Source organism: Nocardia sp. CA-128927 (genome assembly GCF_050955855.1).
Classification (GTDB): Bacteria; Actinomycetota; Actinomycetes; order Mycobacteriales; family Mycobacteriaceae; genus Nocardia.
The window spans coordinates 699,817-715,683 of sequence record NZ_CP192087.1; the positions used below are offsets into that span (position 1 = coordinate 699,817).

A 15,867-nucleotide genomic window follows, 5' to 3' on the forward strand; every position below is an offset into this window, starting at 1 on the left:
CCGTCCTACTGCGCCGCGGGCCCGTGCGCGCTGGGCTGCTGCGCCTTGTCGTCGGGCCTGATCGGCCGCACGTTGTCGGGCCGGGGCGCGTTGTCGGACCGGCTCGGTGGCTGCTTGCGTTCGCTCGGTGCGATGGGCCGCAACGGCAGTCGCGCCGCGACCCGGAAACCGCCGCTCGGGCGTGGGCCCGCGGTGAGTGCGCCGCCGAGGGCGTGGGTGCGCTCGCGCATACCGATGATCCCGTTGCCGCCGCTGGTCCCCGACCGCGATACCGGTGCGGTCGGGCGGGCGTTGTCGACGGTGATGTCGACGGATTGCGCCGCGTAGCGCACCATCACCGTGGCTTCCGCGCCCGGCGCGTGCCGCACCACATTGGTCAGCGACTCCTGGATGATCCGCGCGGCCGCCACGTCGATCACGCTGGGCAGCTGCTGCGGTTCGCCGATGATCTTGGTACTCACCGACAAACCGGCCGCGCGAGCCCGCTGGAGCAAGGTGTCCAGCTCGGCGATGCTCGGCGCGGGCGTCCGCGGTGCCGCGGGGCGAGCCTCGGCCTCGGCGGATTCGCCAGCGGCCCTGCTCGTTTGCTCATCTTCCGCCGAAATACGTTCGGTACCAGCTGAATTGCGGCCACTCCAGCCACGCGGCCGGCGCCTGCTCGGTGCGCTGCGCTCGACGTCGGCGAATTCGCCCTCGTCGCTGTCGGATTCGCCCGCGACGGGGCCGCCGGTGCGGATCGAGTGCAGCAGCGTGTGCACCTCCGCGAGCGCGTCCCGGCTGGCTGTCTTGATCGCGTCCAGGGCGCTGGCGGCCTGCTCCGGCTTCTTGTCGAACAGCTCGAGCGCCACCGAGGATTGCACGTTGATCAGCGAAAGGCTGTGCGCCAGTACGTCGTGCAGCTCGCGGGCGATGGCGAGGCGTTCCTCGCTGGACCGCCGTTCCCGCTGCGCCTCCTCGTCGCGGCGCGCGGCCTCGGCCCGCTGCCTGCGCGCTACCAGCACGGCCTTGCGCTGCCGAATGCCCTCGACCACGCACAGCAGCACCGAAAGCCAGGCCATCAGCGCGAAGATCTGCCACACATTCGCGCCACGGCCGAACAGTTCGGGTACCGGCCAGACCAGCACGAGGTAGCCGACCGGCACGAGCGGGTAAGTCCACCAGCGTGATCCGGTGCTCGCCGCGGTCAGGAATGCGATGACCAACGAGAAGAAGATCGGCCCGTACCCGTAGCCGAGCGCCAGGTAGGCCGCACATGCGCCGAGCGCGACGAGCAGCACCGGCATCGGCCGCGACCGCCGCCAGATGAGCGCCACCGGACCCGCGAGTAGTAGCAGGTAGCCGAGGACGTCGAGAGAATTCTCGCCCATCCTCATATTCGCGAATGTGCCGCCGACGATTTGGAGCGCGGCCACCACAAGTGCCACACCCCAGTCCCATCCCAGCGAGCCTCGACTCGTTATGCTCATCCGCCTCTCCGCGTATTCAGGCCAGACACAGGTGCCGCGCCAGTGGCGTCGGCGGCTGGCGGTTACGTGCCCGGCGAGTGAGCATGTGCCCGGCGAGTTACCCATGTACATACGAAATCAGTTGTTGCGTTCACAGACAGTAGCGTCTCGGACGTGCTCGTGGCCGCTCTCGTGTCGCGCCTGTTCCGAGCCTACGACTGCTCGAAGTATCGGTCATCGTCCGCATTACGTATGCCGACCGTCGCCGCGCGACGGATGTGGTGGAGGTGGTCTGGAGCGGATTCTCGGTGCATGACAGATTCGATCGTGGTCACCCGAGGGTTGACCAAACGCTACGGCACGCACGCCGCCGTCGACGGCGTGAGCATGAGCGTCGCGGCCGGTGAGATCTACGGGTTCCTCGGTCCGAACGGCGCGGGCAAGACGACCACGCTGCGCATGCTGGTCGGGCTCATCCGGCCCAGCGACGGCACCGCGACGGTGGCCGGGCACGCGCCGGGCGATCCCGCCGTGGTCCGCCGGATCGGCGTCCTCATCGAGGGCCCCGGCTTCTATCCGTACCTTTCCGGCCGGGACAACCTGCGGGTGCTCGGGAAATACCGCGGCATCGACAACTCCGAGGTCGAGGAGGCGTTGGACCGGGTCGGCCTGGCCAAGCGCGCCGACGACAAGTTCCGCACCTACTCCCTCGGCATGAAACAGCGCCTGGGCGTCGGTGCCGCCCTGCTCGGCAGGCCCGATCTGCTGATTCTGGACGAGCCGACGAACGGCCTCGACCCGCAGGGCATGGCCGAAATGCGGGAGCTGATCACCACTCTCGCCGCCGACGGGCACACCGTGCTGCTGTCGAGCCACATGCTCAGCGAGGTGCAGGAGATCTGCGATCGGGTGGGCGTGATCTCGCAGGGCAAGCTGCTCGTCGAGTCGACGGTCACCGAACTGCGCGGCGCCTCATCGCTTTTGCTGCGGGCCGAGCCGATGGAGGTGGCGTTCCCGGCCGTACGCGGGGTGGTCGGTGAGCGCGCCGCGATGCTGACGTCGAGCGGCATCCGGATCGAAGGCGGCAACGGCACCGCACCCGCGGTGGCGCGGGCGGTCATCGAGGCCGGCGCGGATCTGCTCGAGCTGCGGATCGACGAAAAGTCCCTGGAAGAAGTGTTTTTCGAAATGACTCAGCTGGAAGTGGCGAAATGACCGTGAAAGACCTGTTGGCGAGCACGAAGGCGGAGGCGCTGCGGCTGCGTAAGTGGCCGGCGTTCTGGATCATCCTCGGCACCTGGATTCTGCTGAACCTCACCTTCGCGTACCTGTTCAACTGTCTCGCCTACACCTCGGGCGAGTCGAGCCGGATGTCGAACGGTCTGCCGAAAGACGTGCTGCTGCAACAGATGTTGCCCGCTGCGGTGCCGGGGGTGTTCACCCAGGGCATGGCGATGTTCGGTGGCGCGCTGATGCTGGTGCTCGGCGCGCTGACGACCGGAAGCGGATACGGCTGGGGCACTTGGAAAACCGTGTTCACCCAGGGACCGTCGCGGATCAGCGCGGTCGGCGGCGTGCTGGTGAGCTTGTTCGTCGTGGTGGTCGGGCTGGTGCTCACCGCGTTCGTGGTCGACATCGGGGTGGCGTCGCTGATCGGCGTGACCCAGTCGCAGGCGCTCACGCTGCCATCACTGAACCAGTCGGCGCTCGGAATCCTCACGGGCATCGCAATTCTCGGCATGTGGACGTTGGCGGGTGCGCTGATCGGCACCATCGCTCGTGGTCCCGCGCTGGCCGTCGGGCTGGGCCTGGTGTGGGTGCTGGTGGTGGAGAACCTGCTGCGCGGTGTGGCGGCGATCTTCTCGCCGATCGCGGTCATCACCGATCACCTGCCCGGCACCGCCGCCGGATCCATGGCGGGGGCAATGCGCACGGTCGGCGCCGGGACGCCCGGTGTGCTCGACATCCTGTCGCGCACCGAATCGCTGATCATGCTCGGGATCTACATCGCGCTCTTCGTCGCGGGAACCATGTGGCTGATGCGCAGACGCGATCTGGTGTGAGCAACCGGCCGAAAGCCGTTGGTGGACAACTACCAACGGCTTTCGCGTGTCAGTCGAGCGTCTCGCCGAACACGGAGTGCGCGAGGCGGCGTAGCGCGGCCGCGATCTGCTCGGAGGTCAGGCCGCGGCTGCGCTGCTGCTGGTAGATCTCCGCACCCAACGGGGCGAGCAGCGGATCGATGAGCGCATCGGGCTCGCGAATCTTGCCCGCCAGCAACAGCGCTCGCACGTGGGCGTACCAGAACCCATAGGAGCCCGTCGCGAATCGTGCCCCGCCGGTTTCCGCGCCGAGCACCAAATCCGCGTGGGCGTCCAGCAATTCGACCATCGCGGCGTAGAACGCGGCCAGCCGTGCCGCGGGCGACGCACCGGGTCCGAGCGGCGGCGGGCCGCCGATCAGCTGCTCTTGCAGCGCCCGTTCGTGTTCGTCGAGCAGGGCGACGGCGATCGAATTCCGGTCCGGGTAGCGGCGATACAGCGTGCCACGGCCGACGCCTGCCGCCTTGGCGATGTCGTCCATCGTCACGGTGCGCGGGTCGCGGGTGGCGAACAGCTCGGCCGCCGCGGCGAGCACCTTGGCCCGGTTGCGGGCCGCGTCCGCGCGCTCGGGCGGGGCGGCCGAGGGGGCCGCCGCTTGCCCGGTGAGCAGATCCGTGTGGCTGGTCATGCCGCTGACTGTACCCGAGTTCCGGAATAAGTGGACACTGTGTCCATTTGTGGATACAGTCGGACTCGGCACTAAGTGGACGCGACGTCCATTTGGAGCTGATGCCTTTAACCCGCACCCGGCGGCACGGAAACACAGAGTGAGGTCTTGTCATGAGTACGTTGTTGCACCTGGACGCGAGCGCCCGTACCCGTTCCATCAGCCGGGAGCTGAGCGCCGTGTTCGCCGATGCGTGGCGCGCCGAGAACCCCGACGGTGTCTACCGCTACCGGGATCTGGCGGCCGACCCGGTGCCGTTCATCGACGAGGCCTGGACCGAGCTGTGCGATGCGGTGCTCGCGCAGGAAACCACCGACCTGCGTCGGCTCAGCGAACTGGTGCGTACGCCGAAGCAGGCCGTGGCGTGGTCGATCGTGGAAACGCTGCTGGCCGAGGTGCTGGCCGCGGACGTCATCCTGATCGGCACCCCGATGTACAACTACTCGATTCCGGCCGCCCTCAAGGCGTGGCTGGACCAAGTGACGTTCCCGCGAATGTCGTTGGGCCACCGCCGTTTCGTTGTCGCGACCGCCCGTGGCGGCGCCTATTCACCCGGTGCGCCGAAGGCCGCCTACGACTATCAGGAGCGCTTCCTGCGCGACTTCTTCGCGGGTCATTTCGCCGTCCAGGACACGGTTTTCATCAATGCCGAATTGGCCAATGCCCGGCAGGATCCCGCGCTGGCGCACCTGCGCGGCAAGCACGACGAGTCGTACGCGCTCGCTCTCGAAACCGCGCGCAATCTCGCGAAGGAGTACTGACATGAACTGGGTCGTCCTCGGCATCGCGGGCCTGGTCGAGATCGTCTGGTCGCAGAGCATCAAACCGACGGAGAACTTCACCCGCCTGGTGCCGACGGTGATCTGCTTCGTGCTCGGCGTCACCGCCGTGTATCTGCTGTCCAGGGCCATGCAGACGCTGCCGGTCGGCACCGCGTACGCGATCTTCACCGGGATCGGCGCGGTCGGCGCCATCGGCCTCGGCATCGTGTTCAACAAGGACCCGCTCAGCGCGGGCCGGGTGTTCGCGCTCTCGCTGATCATCGGTGGCATCGTGCTGGCCAGGGTCACCAATCCCGAGTGACGTTCCGGCGGACCCCGCGCCAGATCCGGTGTGCCCCAAGAGACAGACGTGACAACTGGTCTCGTATGCACATGGGTAACTCACCGGGGACCGGGTAACGTGACGACCGCCTCACCGTCGGCCGCCGACGGAACAGCCGTGGCACCTAAATCTGGCCTAAATACGCGGAGAGGCGGATGAGAAAGGACCGTGATGCCTACACGTACCGCGCGTACCGCTTGGACCGGCACTCTGCAGGAGGGTTCGGGACAGGTCGAGCTGGCCAGTTCCGGGGTCGGCAAGTACGACGTGTCGTTCCCGAAGCGTTCGGCCGACGACGCCGACGGCACCACCAGCCCGGAGGAGCTCATCGCGGCGGCGCATTCGTCCTGCTACGCGATGGCCCTCTCGGCGCAGATCGGTAATGCGGGCGGCACCCCGGAGAGCCTCGATGTCTCCGCCGACGTGACGCTCGGCCCGGACCCGGCCGGTGGCTTTCGGATCAGCGGCATCAAGCTGACCGTCCGCGGCAAGGTCTCCGGTATCGACGCCGAGGCGTTCGCCGCCGCGGCCGAGGCCGCCAAGGCGGGCTGCCCGGTCAGCAAGGCGCTTGCGGGCGTCGACCACATCCTGCTCGACGCAGCTCTGGCGTAACAGCTGCACATACAACTGCCCGGCTCGCGCACGATTGTGCGCGGGCCGGGCAGTTGCTTTATATGACAACTGATTTCGTGAGGACATGGGTAACTCGTCGGGGACGGGCTAACCCACCTGCCACGTCACCGCCGGTCGCCAACGTCACTACCACCGCGCTCGAGTCTGGCCTGAATACGCGGAGAGGCGGAAAAGTACTGGCGGGCGGCGGGGCGGTACATCGCGGGGATGGCGATCAGGACCGCGACCACGTGAATCGTGCGGAACAGGCCGATCACCGCCGACTCCATGGTCAGGTCGGCGAAGAGGTCGCCGAACTTGTCTGCGGACAGCAGCGCCGCCAGTGGCTCGATGATCAGTGAGAGCAGGCCGATCACGCCGATGCCGAAGGTCAGCAGCAGCCGGGCCCAGCGGGCGCCGTGTGTCATGCGGATGGCGACCACCAGCACGACCAGGTAGATCCCCAGCCGCACGGCGAGTCCGGTGGCCAAGCCTGCCACGTCGATCTCGTCGCGCTCCAGCAGCAGCGCGGTCTGTTCGATCGCCTCGGCGACCCCGGCGAGCAGGGCGACGACGAGGCCGACGAACGCGACGAGCACCGCGCGCGGTGGTTGCGTTGGTGCGCCCGTACGCAGTGGTGCGGGCCAAAGGGAAAGGGCAGTGCCGGTCATGACACCGACACTGCCCTTCGTATTCCGGATGCGGATCAGCCCGCGGTAGCGATCGACTCTCGTACCGGAGTATCACTGCGCGTGGCGAATTCGCTGAGTGCGGCGAAGCCGAGGGCCAGGCAGGCCCACAGCGTCGCGGTCTCGCCGAGCGACGCCGCCCGGAACTGCCACAGCAGCGCGGCCGGGAAGTCCGCCTTCACCTCGTTGATGCCGGGCAGCAGGATGTAGCCCGCGATCGTGACGATGAGGAAAGCGGCGAGTCCGCCGATCAGCCGCAAGGTGCTCAGCTGGCCGCGCAGCAACTTGTAGACATAGACGCTCGCGCCGACGGCCACCAAGCCGAGCAGCACAGCGGCCACCCAGAGCAGGGTGCGCTGGTTGATCGTCTCCGGATCGCCGACCGCGGGTGGGTTCGCCGGGTACTTGAAGAACGGCACCGCCACGATCGCGGCCCAGCCGCCGAGCCCGAGTCCGAGCGCGAGCTTCGGCCCGGAGAGCGTGCTGTAGCGACGCGCGAAATGCGCGACCGAGGCGAAGATCGCGCCGAGTGCGAGACCGGCCAGGCTGAGAGCGAGGAACTGTCCCGCCTTCTGCCCGGTGCGGCTGACCAGCGGTTCTTCCTCGTCACCGTGCGAATGCCCGTTGGTCGCCTCCGCTTCCGCGCCGTGCGGATGATCCGCAGCGGCGGAACCGGCTTCCTCGATGGCGATGGCGGCGTTGATCTTCGGTTCACCGACGAAGAAGCCGACCGACGCGGCCAGCAGACCCGCGATGAGACCGGCCAGCAGACCGCGCAGCAGCAGGGTCTTGAGGGAACCGGCCAGGGGGATGGCAGCCGACGGAGTCGGCGGGGTGGGTGAGTTCAGGGGGACAGCCGTGGATGAATTCAGTGGCACGGAAGCCCCAGCAGGTGACGTCCGTCGTGCATCAACTCATGCATGTACATCCCGCTGCGCGAGATGACGCCCTGATCGAAGCCGACCAGGTACAGCGTGAGCAGTGCGAGTAGAACGACACCAACTGTGACGAGCACAGTGGCCAGTGATTCGTTTGCCCGGCTCGGCGAATGCGCGATAGCCATGCGAGTCCTCCTAGGGATGCGCGTCCCGTCGAATGGGTTGCGAAGATGCCGGTGTCTGGCTTTCCGGCACCCAAGGACTCGGTGCATGGAACACAGTGGCGCGACCGCTCCGGATTTTCACCGGATTACCGCATCACCCTCGCGTTTTGTCATTCGAACTGTGACACCCGGAGGCACCCGACGTCAACACGACCAGCGCTGATCGCGCCCCGGCGTCGGGCGAGTCGCCGGGCAGGTCAGCCTGCCCGGCAGTGTTCGGTACGTCAGTTGGCCGGCTTCGCGGTCACGTCGAGGACGACCTCGAATTCCAGCAGCGAAGCACCCGTGGAGACCGGCTTCTGCCGCTCGCCCGCATGTGCCTCGCGCGCGGGCCCGTCCCGCCATGCCGCGAACGCTTCTTCCGAATCCCACTGGGTGACAACGAAGTACCGCTTGTCACCGGCGACCGGCCGGAGCAACTGGAAGCCGAGGAATCCCGGCGAGCCCTCGACCGCGTGCGCACGGTGGGCGAACCGCTTTTCCAGCTCGGGGCCCGCGCCCTCGGGAACCTCGATCGCGTTGATCTTCACAACAGCCATGGGCTCGACAATACGACCCCTGAGCGTCCGTCCGGTATGGGCCGTATCGGGGGTACCGCACACGATGAACGCGCGCCCGGCAGAATCAGCGGGGTGTTGCACGACGAAGGCGGAGCGGGTGTGCCGATCCTGCTGTTGCACGGATTGATGGGCAGCGCCAGGACCTGGCACGATCAGCTGGACTGGTTGCGCGACTACGGCCACGTCTACACCTTCGACGCGGCGGGGCACGGCAGGCCCGCACCGGACGAGCTGACCACCGAGGCCTTCGTCGCCGATCTGACCGCCGCGACGGCGGGCATCACCGAACCGATGGTGGTGATCGGGCATTCGATGGGCGCGCTGCACGGCTGGGTGTTCGCCGCGGCGCACCCCGAGCGGGTCCGCGCGCTGGTGATCGAGGACATCGCTCCGGATTTCACCGGCCGCACGGCGGCGGACTGGGCGGCGATGATCGAGGCTTGGCCACAACCGTTTCCGAACGCCGATGCGGTACTGAAGTTCTTCGGGCCGGTCGCCGGGCGGTACTTCCTGAACTCGTTCGAGCACGGTCCGGACGGGTATCGGCTGCACGGCTCGGTCGCGACGTTCCGCGACATCTCGGAGGAGTGGGGGAGCCGCGACTTCTGGCCGCAATGGCACGCCATCCGAGTGCCCGTGCTGCTGCTCGAGGGCGAATTCACCATCACCCCACCCGGCCAGATGCGTCAGATGGCCGCGACCCATCCCGACGCCGAGCACGTACTCGTCTCTGGCGCAGCGCATCTCGTGCACGACGACCAGCCCGATCAGTACCGCGCTGCCGTCGAGCGCTTCCTGCGCCGCGTGCTGAAGGTCTAGTTGCCGCCTTCGCCTGCGAGGGCGAAGAGGCCGTCCTGCGTCTGCTCGATCAGGCCGTCGACCAGAAGCGAGTCCAGGGCGCGGGCTCGCTGACCGGGGTCGCGTGGCCAGGCGAGGTCGAGACTGACGCGCTCGACCGGACCTGTCGCGCCGCGCAGGACGTCGAGCAGCCTGCCGCGTGCTTGCCGGTCGGTGCCCTCGTATTTCTGTGTGCGCCGGACGATTTCGGAGACGGGGCGGCCCGCGGCGACCCATGCACAACTCGGCAAGGGGCAGCGTGAGCAGTCAGGTGTGCGTGCGGTGCACACCGTCGCACCCAGCTCCATCAACGCGGCCGAGAACATCGCCGCACGGTCGATCTGTTGCGGCAGTAGCGCTTCCGTCTCCGGCAGATCACGCGACGACGGATTGCCAGCCTCGGCGCGACCGTGCACGGCGCGGGCGACCACCCGGCGAACATTGGTGTCCACCACCGGAACTCGTTGCCCATAGGCGAAACACGCGACCGCCCGCGCCGTGTACGCCCCGATGCCGGGCAGCCCGAGCAGCACGTCCACGTCGGTGGGCACCTCGTCGCCGTGCTCCGTCGCGAGCACCCGGGCGCACTCGTGTAGCCGCAGCGCCCGGCGCGGATAACCGAGCTTGCCCCACGCGCGCAGCACCTCGGCCTGCGAGGAGGCCGCCATCGCCGAGGGCACCGGCCAGCGCGCGACCCACTCCCGCCAGATCGGCTCGACCCGGACCACCGGGGTCTGCTGCAGCATGATCTCGCTCATCAGGATCTGCCACGCGGTGACCTCGGCGCGGCGCCACGGTAGATCGCGTGCGGTCTCCTCGTACCAGTCGAGCAATACGTCCGCATCGATGCTGTTCGGTGCTTTCCTCACTGTTCCTGCCCTACTGCCGCCGGTCGGTATTTGCCGACCCGTAACCAAACGAACTGGCTGGTAACACAAGCCTTGTGCACAATGGTCGGTATGCCTGATTCAAATCCGGTCAGTGCCTGGAAGTCTTTGCGCGAAGGCAACGACCGTTTCGTCTCCGGTGCGCTGCAGCATCCTAGCCAGGGCGCCTCCGACCGAGCTAAGCTCGTCAGCGGCCAGCATCCGTCCGCGATCCTGTTCGGCTGCGGTGACTCCAGGGTCGCCGCCGAGTTGATCTTCGACCAGGGCCTCGGCGACATGTTCGTCGTGCGCACCGCGGGCCACGTCGTGGACAGCTCGGTGCTCGGTTCGATCGAGTACGGCGTACAGGTACTCGACGTTCCGCTGATCGTGGTGCTCGGGCACGACAGCTGCGGCGCGGTGAAGGCCACCATCGACGCGCTGGACGGCGGCGAGGTACCCGGCGGATTCATCCGCAGCGTGGTCGAACGGGTCACGCCGTCCATTCTGATCGGCCGCCGGGAGGGCCTGTCCACCGTCGACGAGATGGAGGCCAGGCACGTGGTGGAGACGAGCAGGCTGCTGATGCAGCGGTCGATGATCATCTCGCAGCGCGTCGCGACCGGCGAATGCGCGATCGCCTGTGTCACATACAAGCTCGCCGACGGCCAGGTGAAGTTGCAGCGTGTCGTCGGCAACATCGGCGAGCTCGCCTGAGCCGAGGTCGTCGATGTTTGCCCAGCGTGCGGGCGGCAATTTACTCGCCACGATCGCGTGATCCGGACCGACACGCCGCCCGCATGAGTCATCGCGCCCGGTCGTGCCCTTACCGTTGAGGCGTGCTGGAACCGAATGGACCGCTGCCACCGGAGATCTATTGGCGTCGTCGCGCATTGGCGATCGGTGCCCTGGTCGTCGCGCTGGCGCTGGTCATCTGGCTCGTGCTGACGGTGGCCCGCGGTGGCGACTCGCCCGGCGACACGAAGCCCGTCGCCGCCGGTGCGTCGTCCTCGACGACGAGTAAGCCCGCCGATGCCTCGACGACAAAGGCCGCAGGCCCCAGCGAATCCGGCGCGCCCGCGACGTCGAGCGTCTCCCCGTCCGCGTCGAACGAACCGGCCGCGGGGCCGGGGCAGTGCTCGGACCAGTCGCTGGCGATCAAGATCAGTGTGGACCAGCCGACCTACCGGGTCGGCGAGCAGCCGAACTTCCGGATCGTCATCACCAACATCTCCAGCTCGCAGTGCCAGCGGGACATGAACCTGGCACAGATCCAGGCGTCGGTGCTGTCGCTGGACGGCCAGCGCCGCTTCTGGACCAGTTCGGATTGTTCGCCCGTCGACGAGTCGAACCAGCGGAACCTGAAACCCGGTGAGCAGGCGCTGTTCACGGTGCGCTGGTCGGGTACCACCTCGCAGCAGGGCTGCGTCGGCGAGCGCGTGCCGGTGCCCGCTGGCGCGTATCAGGTCATCGCGCAATTCGGATCGCTGCACAGCTCGCCGGAGCCGTTCAATCTGACCCCGGCCTGAGCGACCCCGGATTCGATTGGGCCCGTTAGAAATCGGGTGCCACTTCCTTCGCCTCCTTCGGCGCGCGCCGTTTGCGCGTGCCGGTGATGCGGATGGCCGAGCGGACGTCGGCGACCTCGTGGATCTTCATGCCACTGCGCTTGAGCGGGGTGAAACCGGGCGGCACCAGCGCAGTGGTGAAGCCGAGCCGCTCGGCCTCGGCCAGCCTGCGTTCCAGCCCGGTCACCTTGCGTACCTCGCCGGCCAGCCCGACCTCGCCGAGGATCACCCAGCCCGCCGGAATGGCCACCTCGGAGTTGGCGCTGGCGATGGCGAGCGTGATGGCCAGGTCGGCGGCGGGCTCCAGCAGCCGCATGCCGCCGACGGTGGCGGCATAGACATCGGACTTGCCCAGGAACACCTTGCCGCGGCTCTGCAGCACGGCCAGCACCATCGCGACCCGGTTGTAGTCGAGTCCGCTGACCGCGCGGCGCGGATTCGGAATCTCGGTCTCCACCGTCAGGCCCTGGACCTCGGCCACCAGCGGCCGCTTGCCGTCCATCGCGACGGTGACGGCGGTGCCGGGCACCGAATCGGTGCGGTGGTGCAGGAACAGCCCGGACGGGTCGTCGACGCAGGCGATGCCGTCCTCGTGCAGCTCGAAACAGCCGACCTCGTCGGCGCCGCCGAACCGGTTCTTGATGCCGCGCACCATCCGTAGCGACGAGTTCTTGTCGCCCTCGAACTGCAGCACCACGTCGACGAGGTGTTCCAGCGTGCGCGGGCCGGCGATATTGCCGTCCTTGGTGACGTGCCCGACCAGCAGCACCGCGATCCCGCTCGCCTTGGCCAGCGAGGTCAGCGCGGAGGTCACCGCGCGCACCTGGGTGACACCGCCGATCACGCCGTCCACGTCGGGCGCGAGCATGGTCTGCACCGAGTCGACCACCAGCAGCGTCGGCTGCACCTGCTCGACGTGCCCGAGCACGATCGAAAGATCGGATTCCGCGGCCAGATACACCCGTTCGTGCACCGCGCCGGTGCGGTCGGCGCGCAGCCGCACCTGCCCGGCCGATTCCTCCGCGGTGACGTAGAGCGACTTCGCGTCGTGCTGCCGGGCCCAGCGGTGCGCGACCTCGAGCAACAGCGTCGACTTGCCGACGCCGGGCTCACCGGACAGCAGCACCACCGAGCCGGGGACCACGCCACCGCCGAGCACCCGGTCCAGCTCGCTGACCCCGGTCGGCCGCGCCTGGGTGACCTGGGAGTCGATGGTGGAGATCGGCGCGGCGGCGGTACTGGGCAGCATCGCGCGCCTGGCCGGGGCGCCCGCACCCGTCGCCGCGACGGCTACCTCGTCGACGGTGCCCCACGCGCCGCAGTCGGGGCACTTACCCACCCACTTGGCGACCTCGTGCGTGCAGGCGGAGCACCGGAAGATCGACCTGGTCTTTGCCACACGCGCACCTTACGTACCGCATCCGACAACTTGTCCGCCCTCGGCTCGCACCGGGCCGGATAAAAGAACGGCTGCCGCACCCGATGGGTGTGGCAGCCGTCTCCGTAAGGGGGCTAGACGCTCAGTGTCCGCTCTTGTGCTCGGCCTCGGTCGCGCCGGACTTGTCCGACTCGTGCCGCTCGGTGGCGCCCGCGTCGACCGGCACCTGGACCTGCACGGTGCCGTTCTGCTTGAAGTTGAAGGCCACGTTGTAGGTGAGGCCGGGCGTGATGTCCTTGGTCAGGCCGGTGATCTCGATCAGGATCGGCTTCGCCTCGGGATCCGTGGTCGCCTCGGCGACGTCGGCATGGTCGGTGCCGTGCGCGTCGGGCTTGGCCGAGGTCGGCGCGGCCGACGTCGGGCTCGCGCCGTGCGAGTCGGCCGCGGGCGTCGTCGGCTTGACCGGCTTGGTGGCCGCGACCACGGTTTGCTGCGGGGCCAGCTCCACCGTCGACTTGCCGGCCGCCGGGGTGATCTTGACGGTGCCCAGGTCGGTGGTGAGACTGGTCAGCTCGTCGGGCACCGACGGGCTGTTGTTGATGATCGACAGCGCGATGATCGCCTTGCCGCCCTTGGTGTTGTTGTACTCGGTGCCCTGGGCGGGGAAGACGATGTGCACGTTGCGCAGCGCGATCTTGCCGACGTCGGCGTGGTTGCCATTGATCGCGGCGACCTGGTCCGCGGTCTGCGAGATCTGGCCCGAGCTACAGCCGGTCAGCGCGATCGCCGCACCTGCGGCGAGTGCGGCAACCGGCACCATGCGACGTCGCGCCTTTTTCAGGGCGGTCACAGCTTTCAGGGCAGTCACGGGTTGTCCCTCCATGTCGACCGGGTCACTCCGCAAGGGAGAGTAATAACTAGGCAGCGTAGTAGTTCCCGCTCCGGACCGGGAGCCGGGGCTCGCGACGCGCGGGTCGTTGGTAACAGATCGGTCGAGCATCAGCGGATGACGGGAGCATTGCCAGGTCAGGTCGGGGGGCCGGGACGGGGGCAGTGCGGGGAGGTAACCTGTTCTGGCACAACATAATGCACAACAGGCGGTCATTGTCAAGCCCCGCCGCTGCCTCGTTGTGGCCCTGACCTGCACAGTTGATCGCGCCGTTACCGAGTCGCATGTTAAACTGTGAACATCGAAAGGGGCACGGGACACATGATTTTTAAGGTCGGAGACACCGTCGTTTACCCCCACCACGGAGCGGCGCTGATCGAAGCTATCGAGACTCGCACCATCAAGGGTGAGCAAAAAGAGTATCTGGTCCTGAAGGTCGCCCAAGGCGATCTGACTGTTCGGGTTCCCGCAGAGAACGCTGAATACGTCGGCGTACGTGATGTCGTCGGCCAGGAGGGTCTCGATCGAGTCTTCCAGGTTCTGCGCGCGCCGCACACGGAGGAGCCGACCAACTGGTCCCGCCGTTACAAGGCCAACCTGGAGAAGCTCGCCTCCGGCGATGTGAACAAGGTGGCCGAGGTCGTCCGCGACCTGTGGCGTCGAGAGCAGGATCGCGGCCTGTCCGCCGGTGAGAAGCGGATGCTCGCCAAGGCCCGTCAGATCCTCGTCGGTGAGCTCGCGCTCGCCGAGGGGACCGATGACGGCAAGGCCGAGACGCTGCTGGACGAGGTCCTCGCCGCGGCTTCCTGACCGTGAACAAACTCGACAACGGTGCTCGTCTCACCGACGGAACCGTCGTTGCTTTGGTGCCTGCCGCCGGTCGCGGCGTCCGCCTGGGTGAAGCCACGCCCAAAGCGTTCGTCCCGGTCGGCGGCAGCCCTATGGTCCGACTCGCTGTCGAAGGCTTGATCGCCTCCGGAGCGGTCGACCGGATCATCGTTATGGTTCCCGCCGAATTCGTCGAGAGCGCCGTTGCCCTGCTGCCGCCCTCGGATTCGGTACACGTGGTCGTCGGCGGCGCCGAACGCATCGACTCGGTGCGGGCAGGCATCGCCGCCGCACCCGAGGCCGCCTACTACCTCGTGCACGATGCCGCGCGCGCCCTCACCCCACCCGAGCTCATCGCCCGGGTCGCCGCCGAGTTGCGCGCCGGACATCTCGCCGTGGTCCCCGCGCTTCCGGTCACCGACACCATCAAGTCGGTCGACGCCGCGGGCGCGGTCACCGGCACCCCGGACCGCGCGCAACTGCGCGCCATCCAAACCCCGCAAGGTTTCGCGGCCGGACTGCTGCGCGCCGCCTACCTGTCCGAAGGCGTCCAGGCCACCGACGACGCCGGACTGGTCGAACTGCTCGGCAACCAGGTGCACACCATCCCTGGCGACCCCTTAGCTTTCAAGATCACCACCCCGCTCGACCTGTTGCTCGCCCACGCGGTACTCGACGGCGCCGACGTCCGCCGGGCGGTGGCCCAGTGAATATGCGAGTCGGCATCGGCAGCGACGTGCACCCGATCGAACCGGGCCGCCCCTGCTGGATGGCGGGACTGCTCTTCGACGGCGACGACGGCTGCGCCGGCCACTCCGACGGCGACGTCGCCGCCCACGCGCTCTGCGACGCACTGCTGTCGGCGGCCGGACTCGGCGACCTCGGCTCGGTCTTCGGCACCGACCGCCCGGAATGGGCGGGCGTCTCCGGCGCCGCCATGCTGAAGGAAGTGCGCAGGCTGCTCGGCGAGGCCGGCTACGAGGTCGTCAACGCGGCGGTCCAGGTGATCGGCAATCGACCCAAGATCGGACCGCGCCGCGCCGAGGCCCAGCAACTGCTCGGCGAGCTGCTCGGCGCCCCGGTTTCGGTTTCCGGCACCACCACCGACGGCCTCGGACTCACCGGCCGCGGCGACGGCATTGCCGCCATGGCAACCGCCCTGCTGCAATCCTGTCGCTGACCCCGCTCCGACGGACCTGAGCCGGTCCGGGTACAGGCTT

The 15,867-nt window shown here is 68.1% G+C and carries 20 protein-coding genes and 1 riboswitch; of the genes, 11 read left to right on the forward strand and 9 right to left on the reverse strand.

The window, feature by feature from the left end; all coding sequences use genetic code 11:
- Positions 1-5: 5 nt before the first annotated feature.
- Complete coding sequence (locus ACQPW1_RS03410; RefSeq protein ID WP_433661322.1) at positions 6-1,466, reverse strand: sensor histidine kinase; 1,461 nt, start codon at positions 1,464-1,466, stop codon at positions 6-8.
- A gap of 291 nt (positions 1,467-1,757) precedes the next feature.
- On the opposite strand from ACQPW1_RS03410, the gene ACQPW1_RS03415 reads away from it, so the two are divergent.
- Both ACQPW1_RS03415 and ACQPW1_RS03420 read left to right on the forward strand, forming a co-directional pair.
- Entirely contained in the window at positions 1,758-2,660 is a 903-nt protein-coding gene (locus ACQPW1_RS03415) for an ABC transporter ATP-binding protein (RefSeq protein WP_433661323.1), read from the forward strand.
- Positions 2,657-3,508, forward strand: coding sequence for an ABC transporter permease (locus ACQPW1_RS03420; RefSeq protein ID WP_433661324.1), 852 nt, complete (start codon positions 2,657-2,659; stop codon positions 3,506-3,508). Before ACQPW1_RS03415 ends, ACQPW1_RS03420 begins: the two co-directional genes overlap by 4 nt.
- A 49-nt stretch (positions 3,509-3,557) precedes the next feature.
- On the opposite strand, the gene ACQPW1_RS03425 is transcribed toward ACQPW1_RS03420, so the two are convergent.
- Positions 3,558-4,175, reverse strand: coding sequence for a TetR/AcrR family transcriptional regulator (locus ACQPW1_RS03425; protein ID WP_433661325.1), 618 nt, complete (start codon positions 4,173-4,175; stop codon positions 3,558-3,560).
- Between the two features lie 152 nt (positions 4,176-4,327).
- On the opposite strand from ACQPW1_RS03425, the gene ACQPW1_RS03430 reads away from it, so the two are divergent.
- The 3 genes from ACQPW1_RS03430 (at position 4,328) to ACQPW1_RS03440 (ending at position 5,930) form a co-directional block, all read left to right on the forward strand.
- Positions 4,328-4,975, forward strand: coding sequence for an FMN-dependent NADH-azoreductase (locus ACQPW1_RS03430; protein ID WP_433661326.1), 648 nt, complete (start codon positions 4,328-4,330; stop codon positions 4,973-4,975).
- Between the two features lies 1 nt (position 4,976).
- Positions 4,977-5,297, forward strand: coding sequence for a DMT family transporter (locus tag ACQPW1_RS03435; protein WP_379281985.1), 321 nt, complete (start codon positions 4,977-4,979; stop codon positions 5,295-5,297).
- 192 nt (positions 5,298-5,489) lie between these two features.
- On the forward strand, positions 5,490-5,930 hold the full coding sequence (locus ACQPW1_RS03440; protein WP_433661327.1) for an OsmC family peroxiredoxin: 441 nt from the start codon (positions 5,490-5,492) through the stop codon (positions 5,928-5,930).
- Between the two features lie 125 nt (positions 5,931-6,055).
- Here the strand turns inward: ACQPW1_RS03440 and ACQPW1_RS03445 are convergent, their stop codons facing one another.
- The 4 genes from ACQPW1_RS03445 to mhuD all read right to left on the reverse strand — a co-directional run bounded on the left by ACQPW1_RS03445 (position 6,056) and on the right by mhuD (position 8,260).
- On the reverse strand, positions 6,056-6,601 hold the full coding sequence (locus ACQPW1_RS03445) for a hypothetical protein (RefSeq protein ID WP_433661328.1): 546 nt from the start codon (positions 6,599-6,601) through the stop codon (positions 6,056-6,058).
- Positions 6,602-6,636: 35 nt separating this feature from the next.
- The gene (locus tag ACQPW1_RS03450) at positions 6,637-7,431 is read right to left on the reverse strand and encodes a CbtA family protein (protein ID WP_433665125.1); all 795 of its coding nucleotides are present in this window, start codon (positions 7,429-7,431) and stop codon (positions 6,637-6,639) included.
- A gap of 56 nt (positions 7,432-7,487) precedes the next feature.
- Positions 7,488-7,682: a CbtB domain-containing protein gene (locus ACQPW1_RS03455; protein WP_433661329.1), complete on the reverse strand. Its 195-nt coding sequence runs from the start codon at positions 7,680-7,682 to the stop codon at positions 7,488-7,490.
- Between the two features lie 29 nt (positions 7,683-7,711).
- A riboswitch (cobalamin riboswitch) is annotated at positions 7,712-7,872 on the reverse strand.
- 73 nt (positions 7,873-7,945) lie between these two features.
- Positions 7,946-8,260, reverse strand: coding sequence for a mycobilin-forming heme oxygenase MhuD (mhuD, locus tag ACQPW1_RS03460; RefSeq protein WP_433661330.1), 315 nt, complete (start codon positions 8,258-8,260; stop codon positions 7,946-7,948).
- 93 nt (positions 8,261-8,353) lie between these two features.
- Here mhuD and ACQPW1_RS03465 point away from each other — a divergent pair, with 93 nt between their 5' ends.
- On the forward strand, positions 8,354-9,100 hold the full coding sequence (locus ACQPW1_RS03465) for an alpha/beta fold hydrolase (RefSeq protein ID WP_433661331.1): 747 nt from the start codon (positions 8,354-8,356) through the stop codon (positions 9,098-9,100).
- Here ACQPW1_RS03465 and ACQPW1_RS03470 read toward each other — a convergent pair.
- Positions 9,097-9,987, reverse strand: coding sequence for an A/G-specific adenine glycosylase (locus ACQPW1_RS03470; RefSeq protein ID WP_433661332.1), 891 nt, complete (start codon positions 9,985-9,987; stop codon positions 9,097-9,099). The two genes, ACQPW1_RS03465 and ACQPW1_RS03470, sit on opposite strands and share 4 nt — an antisense overlap.
- 90 nt (positions 9,988-10,077) lie before the next feature.
- On the opposite strand from ACQPW1_RS03470, the gene ACQPW1_RS03475 reads away from it, so the two are divergent.
- Together ACQPW1_RS03475 and ACQPW1_RS03480 are read left to right on the forward strand one after the other, a co-directional pair.
- Positions 10,078-10,701, forward strand: coding sequence for a carbonic anhydrase (locus tag ACQPW1_RS03475; protein WP_433661333.1), 624 nt, complete (start codon positions 10,078-10,080; stop codon positions 10,699-10,701).
- A 122-nt stretch (positions 10,702-10,823) separates the two neighbouring features.
- Entirely contained in the window at positions 10,824-11,513 is a 690-nt protein-coding gene (locus tag ACQPW1_RS03480) for a hypothetical protein (RefSeq protein WP_433661334.1), read from the forward strand.
- Positions 11,514-11,538: 25 nt separating this feature from the next.
- On the opposite strand, the gene radA is transcribed toward ACQPW1_RS03480, so the two are convergent.
- Positions 11,539-12,951, reverse strand: a complete 1,413-nt coding sequence (radA, locus tag ACQPW1_RS03485) for a DNA repair protein RadA (RefSeq protein WP_433661335.1) — start codon at positions 12,949-12,951, stop codon at positions 11,539-11,541.
- A gap of 121 nt (positions 12,952-13,072) precedes the next feature.
- Positions 13,073-13,780 carry a hypothetical protein gene (locus ACQPW1_RS03490; protein WP_433661336.1) on the reverse strand — a complete coding sequence of 236 codons (708 nt, stop codon included), beginning with the start codon at positions 13,778-13,780 and terminating at the stop codon, positions 13,073-13,075.
- Between the two features lie 360 nt (positions 13,781-14,140).
- On the opposite strand from ACQPW1_RS03490, the gene carD reads away from it, so the two are divergent.
- The 3 genes from carD to ispF are packed head-to-tail and all read left to right on the forward strand — an operon-like array spanning position 14,141 to position 15,827.
- Positions 14,141-14,629, forward strand: coding sequence for an RNA polymerase-binding transcription factor CarD (gene carD / locus ACQPW1_RS03495; RefSeq protein ID WP_011206964.1), 489 nt, complete (start codon positions 14,141-14,143; stop codon positions 14,627-14,629).
- A gap of 2 nt (positions 14,630-14,631) precedes the next feature.
- Positions 14,632-15,357, forward strand: a complete 726-nt coding sequence (gene ispD / locus ACQPW1_RS03500; protein WP_433661337.1) for a 2-C-methyl-D-erythritol 4-phosphate cytidylyltransferase — start codon at positions 14,632-14,634, stop codon at positions 15,355-15,357.
- A 2-nt stretch (positions 15,358-15,359) separates the two neighbouring features.
- Positions 15,360-15,827, forward strand: a complete 468-nt coding sequence (ispF, locus tag ACQPW1_RS03505; RefSeq protein ID WP_433665126.1) for a 2-C-methyl-D-erythritol 2,4-cyclodiphosphate synthase — start codon at positions 15,360-15,362, stop codon at positions 15,825-15,827.
- Positions 15,828-15,867: the final 40 nt, after the last annotated feature.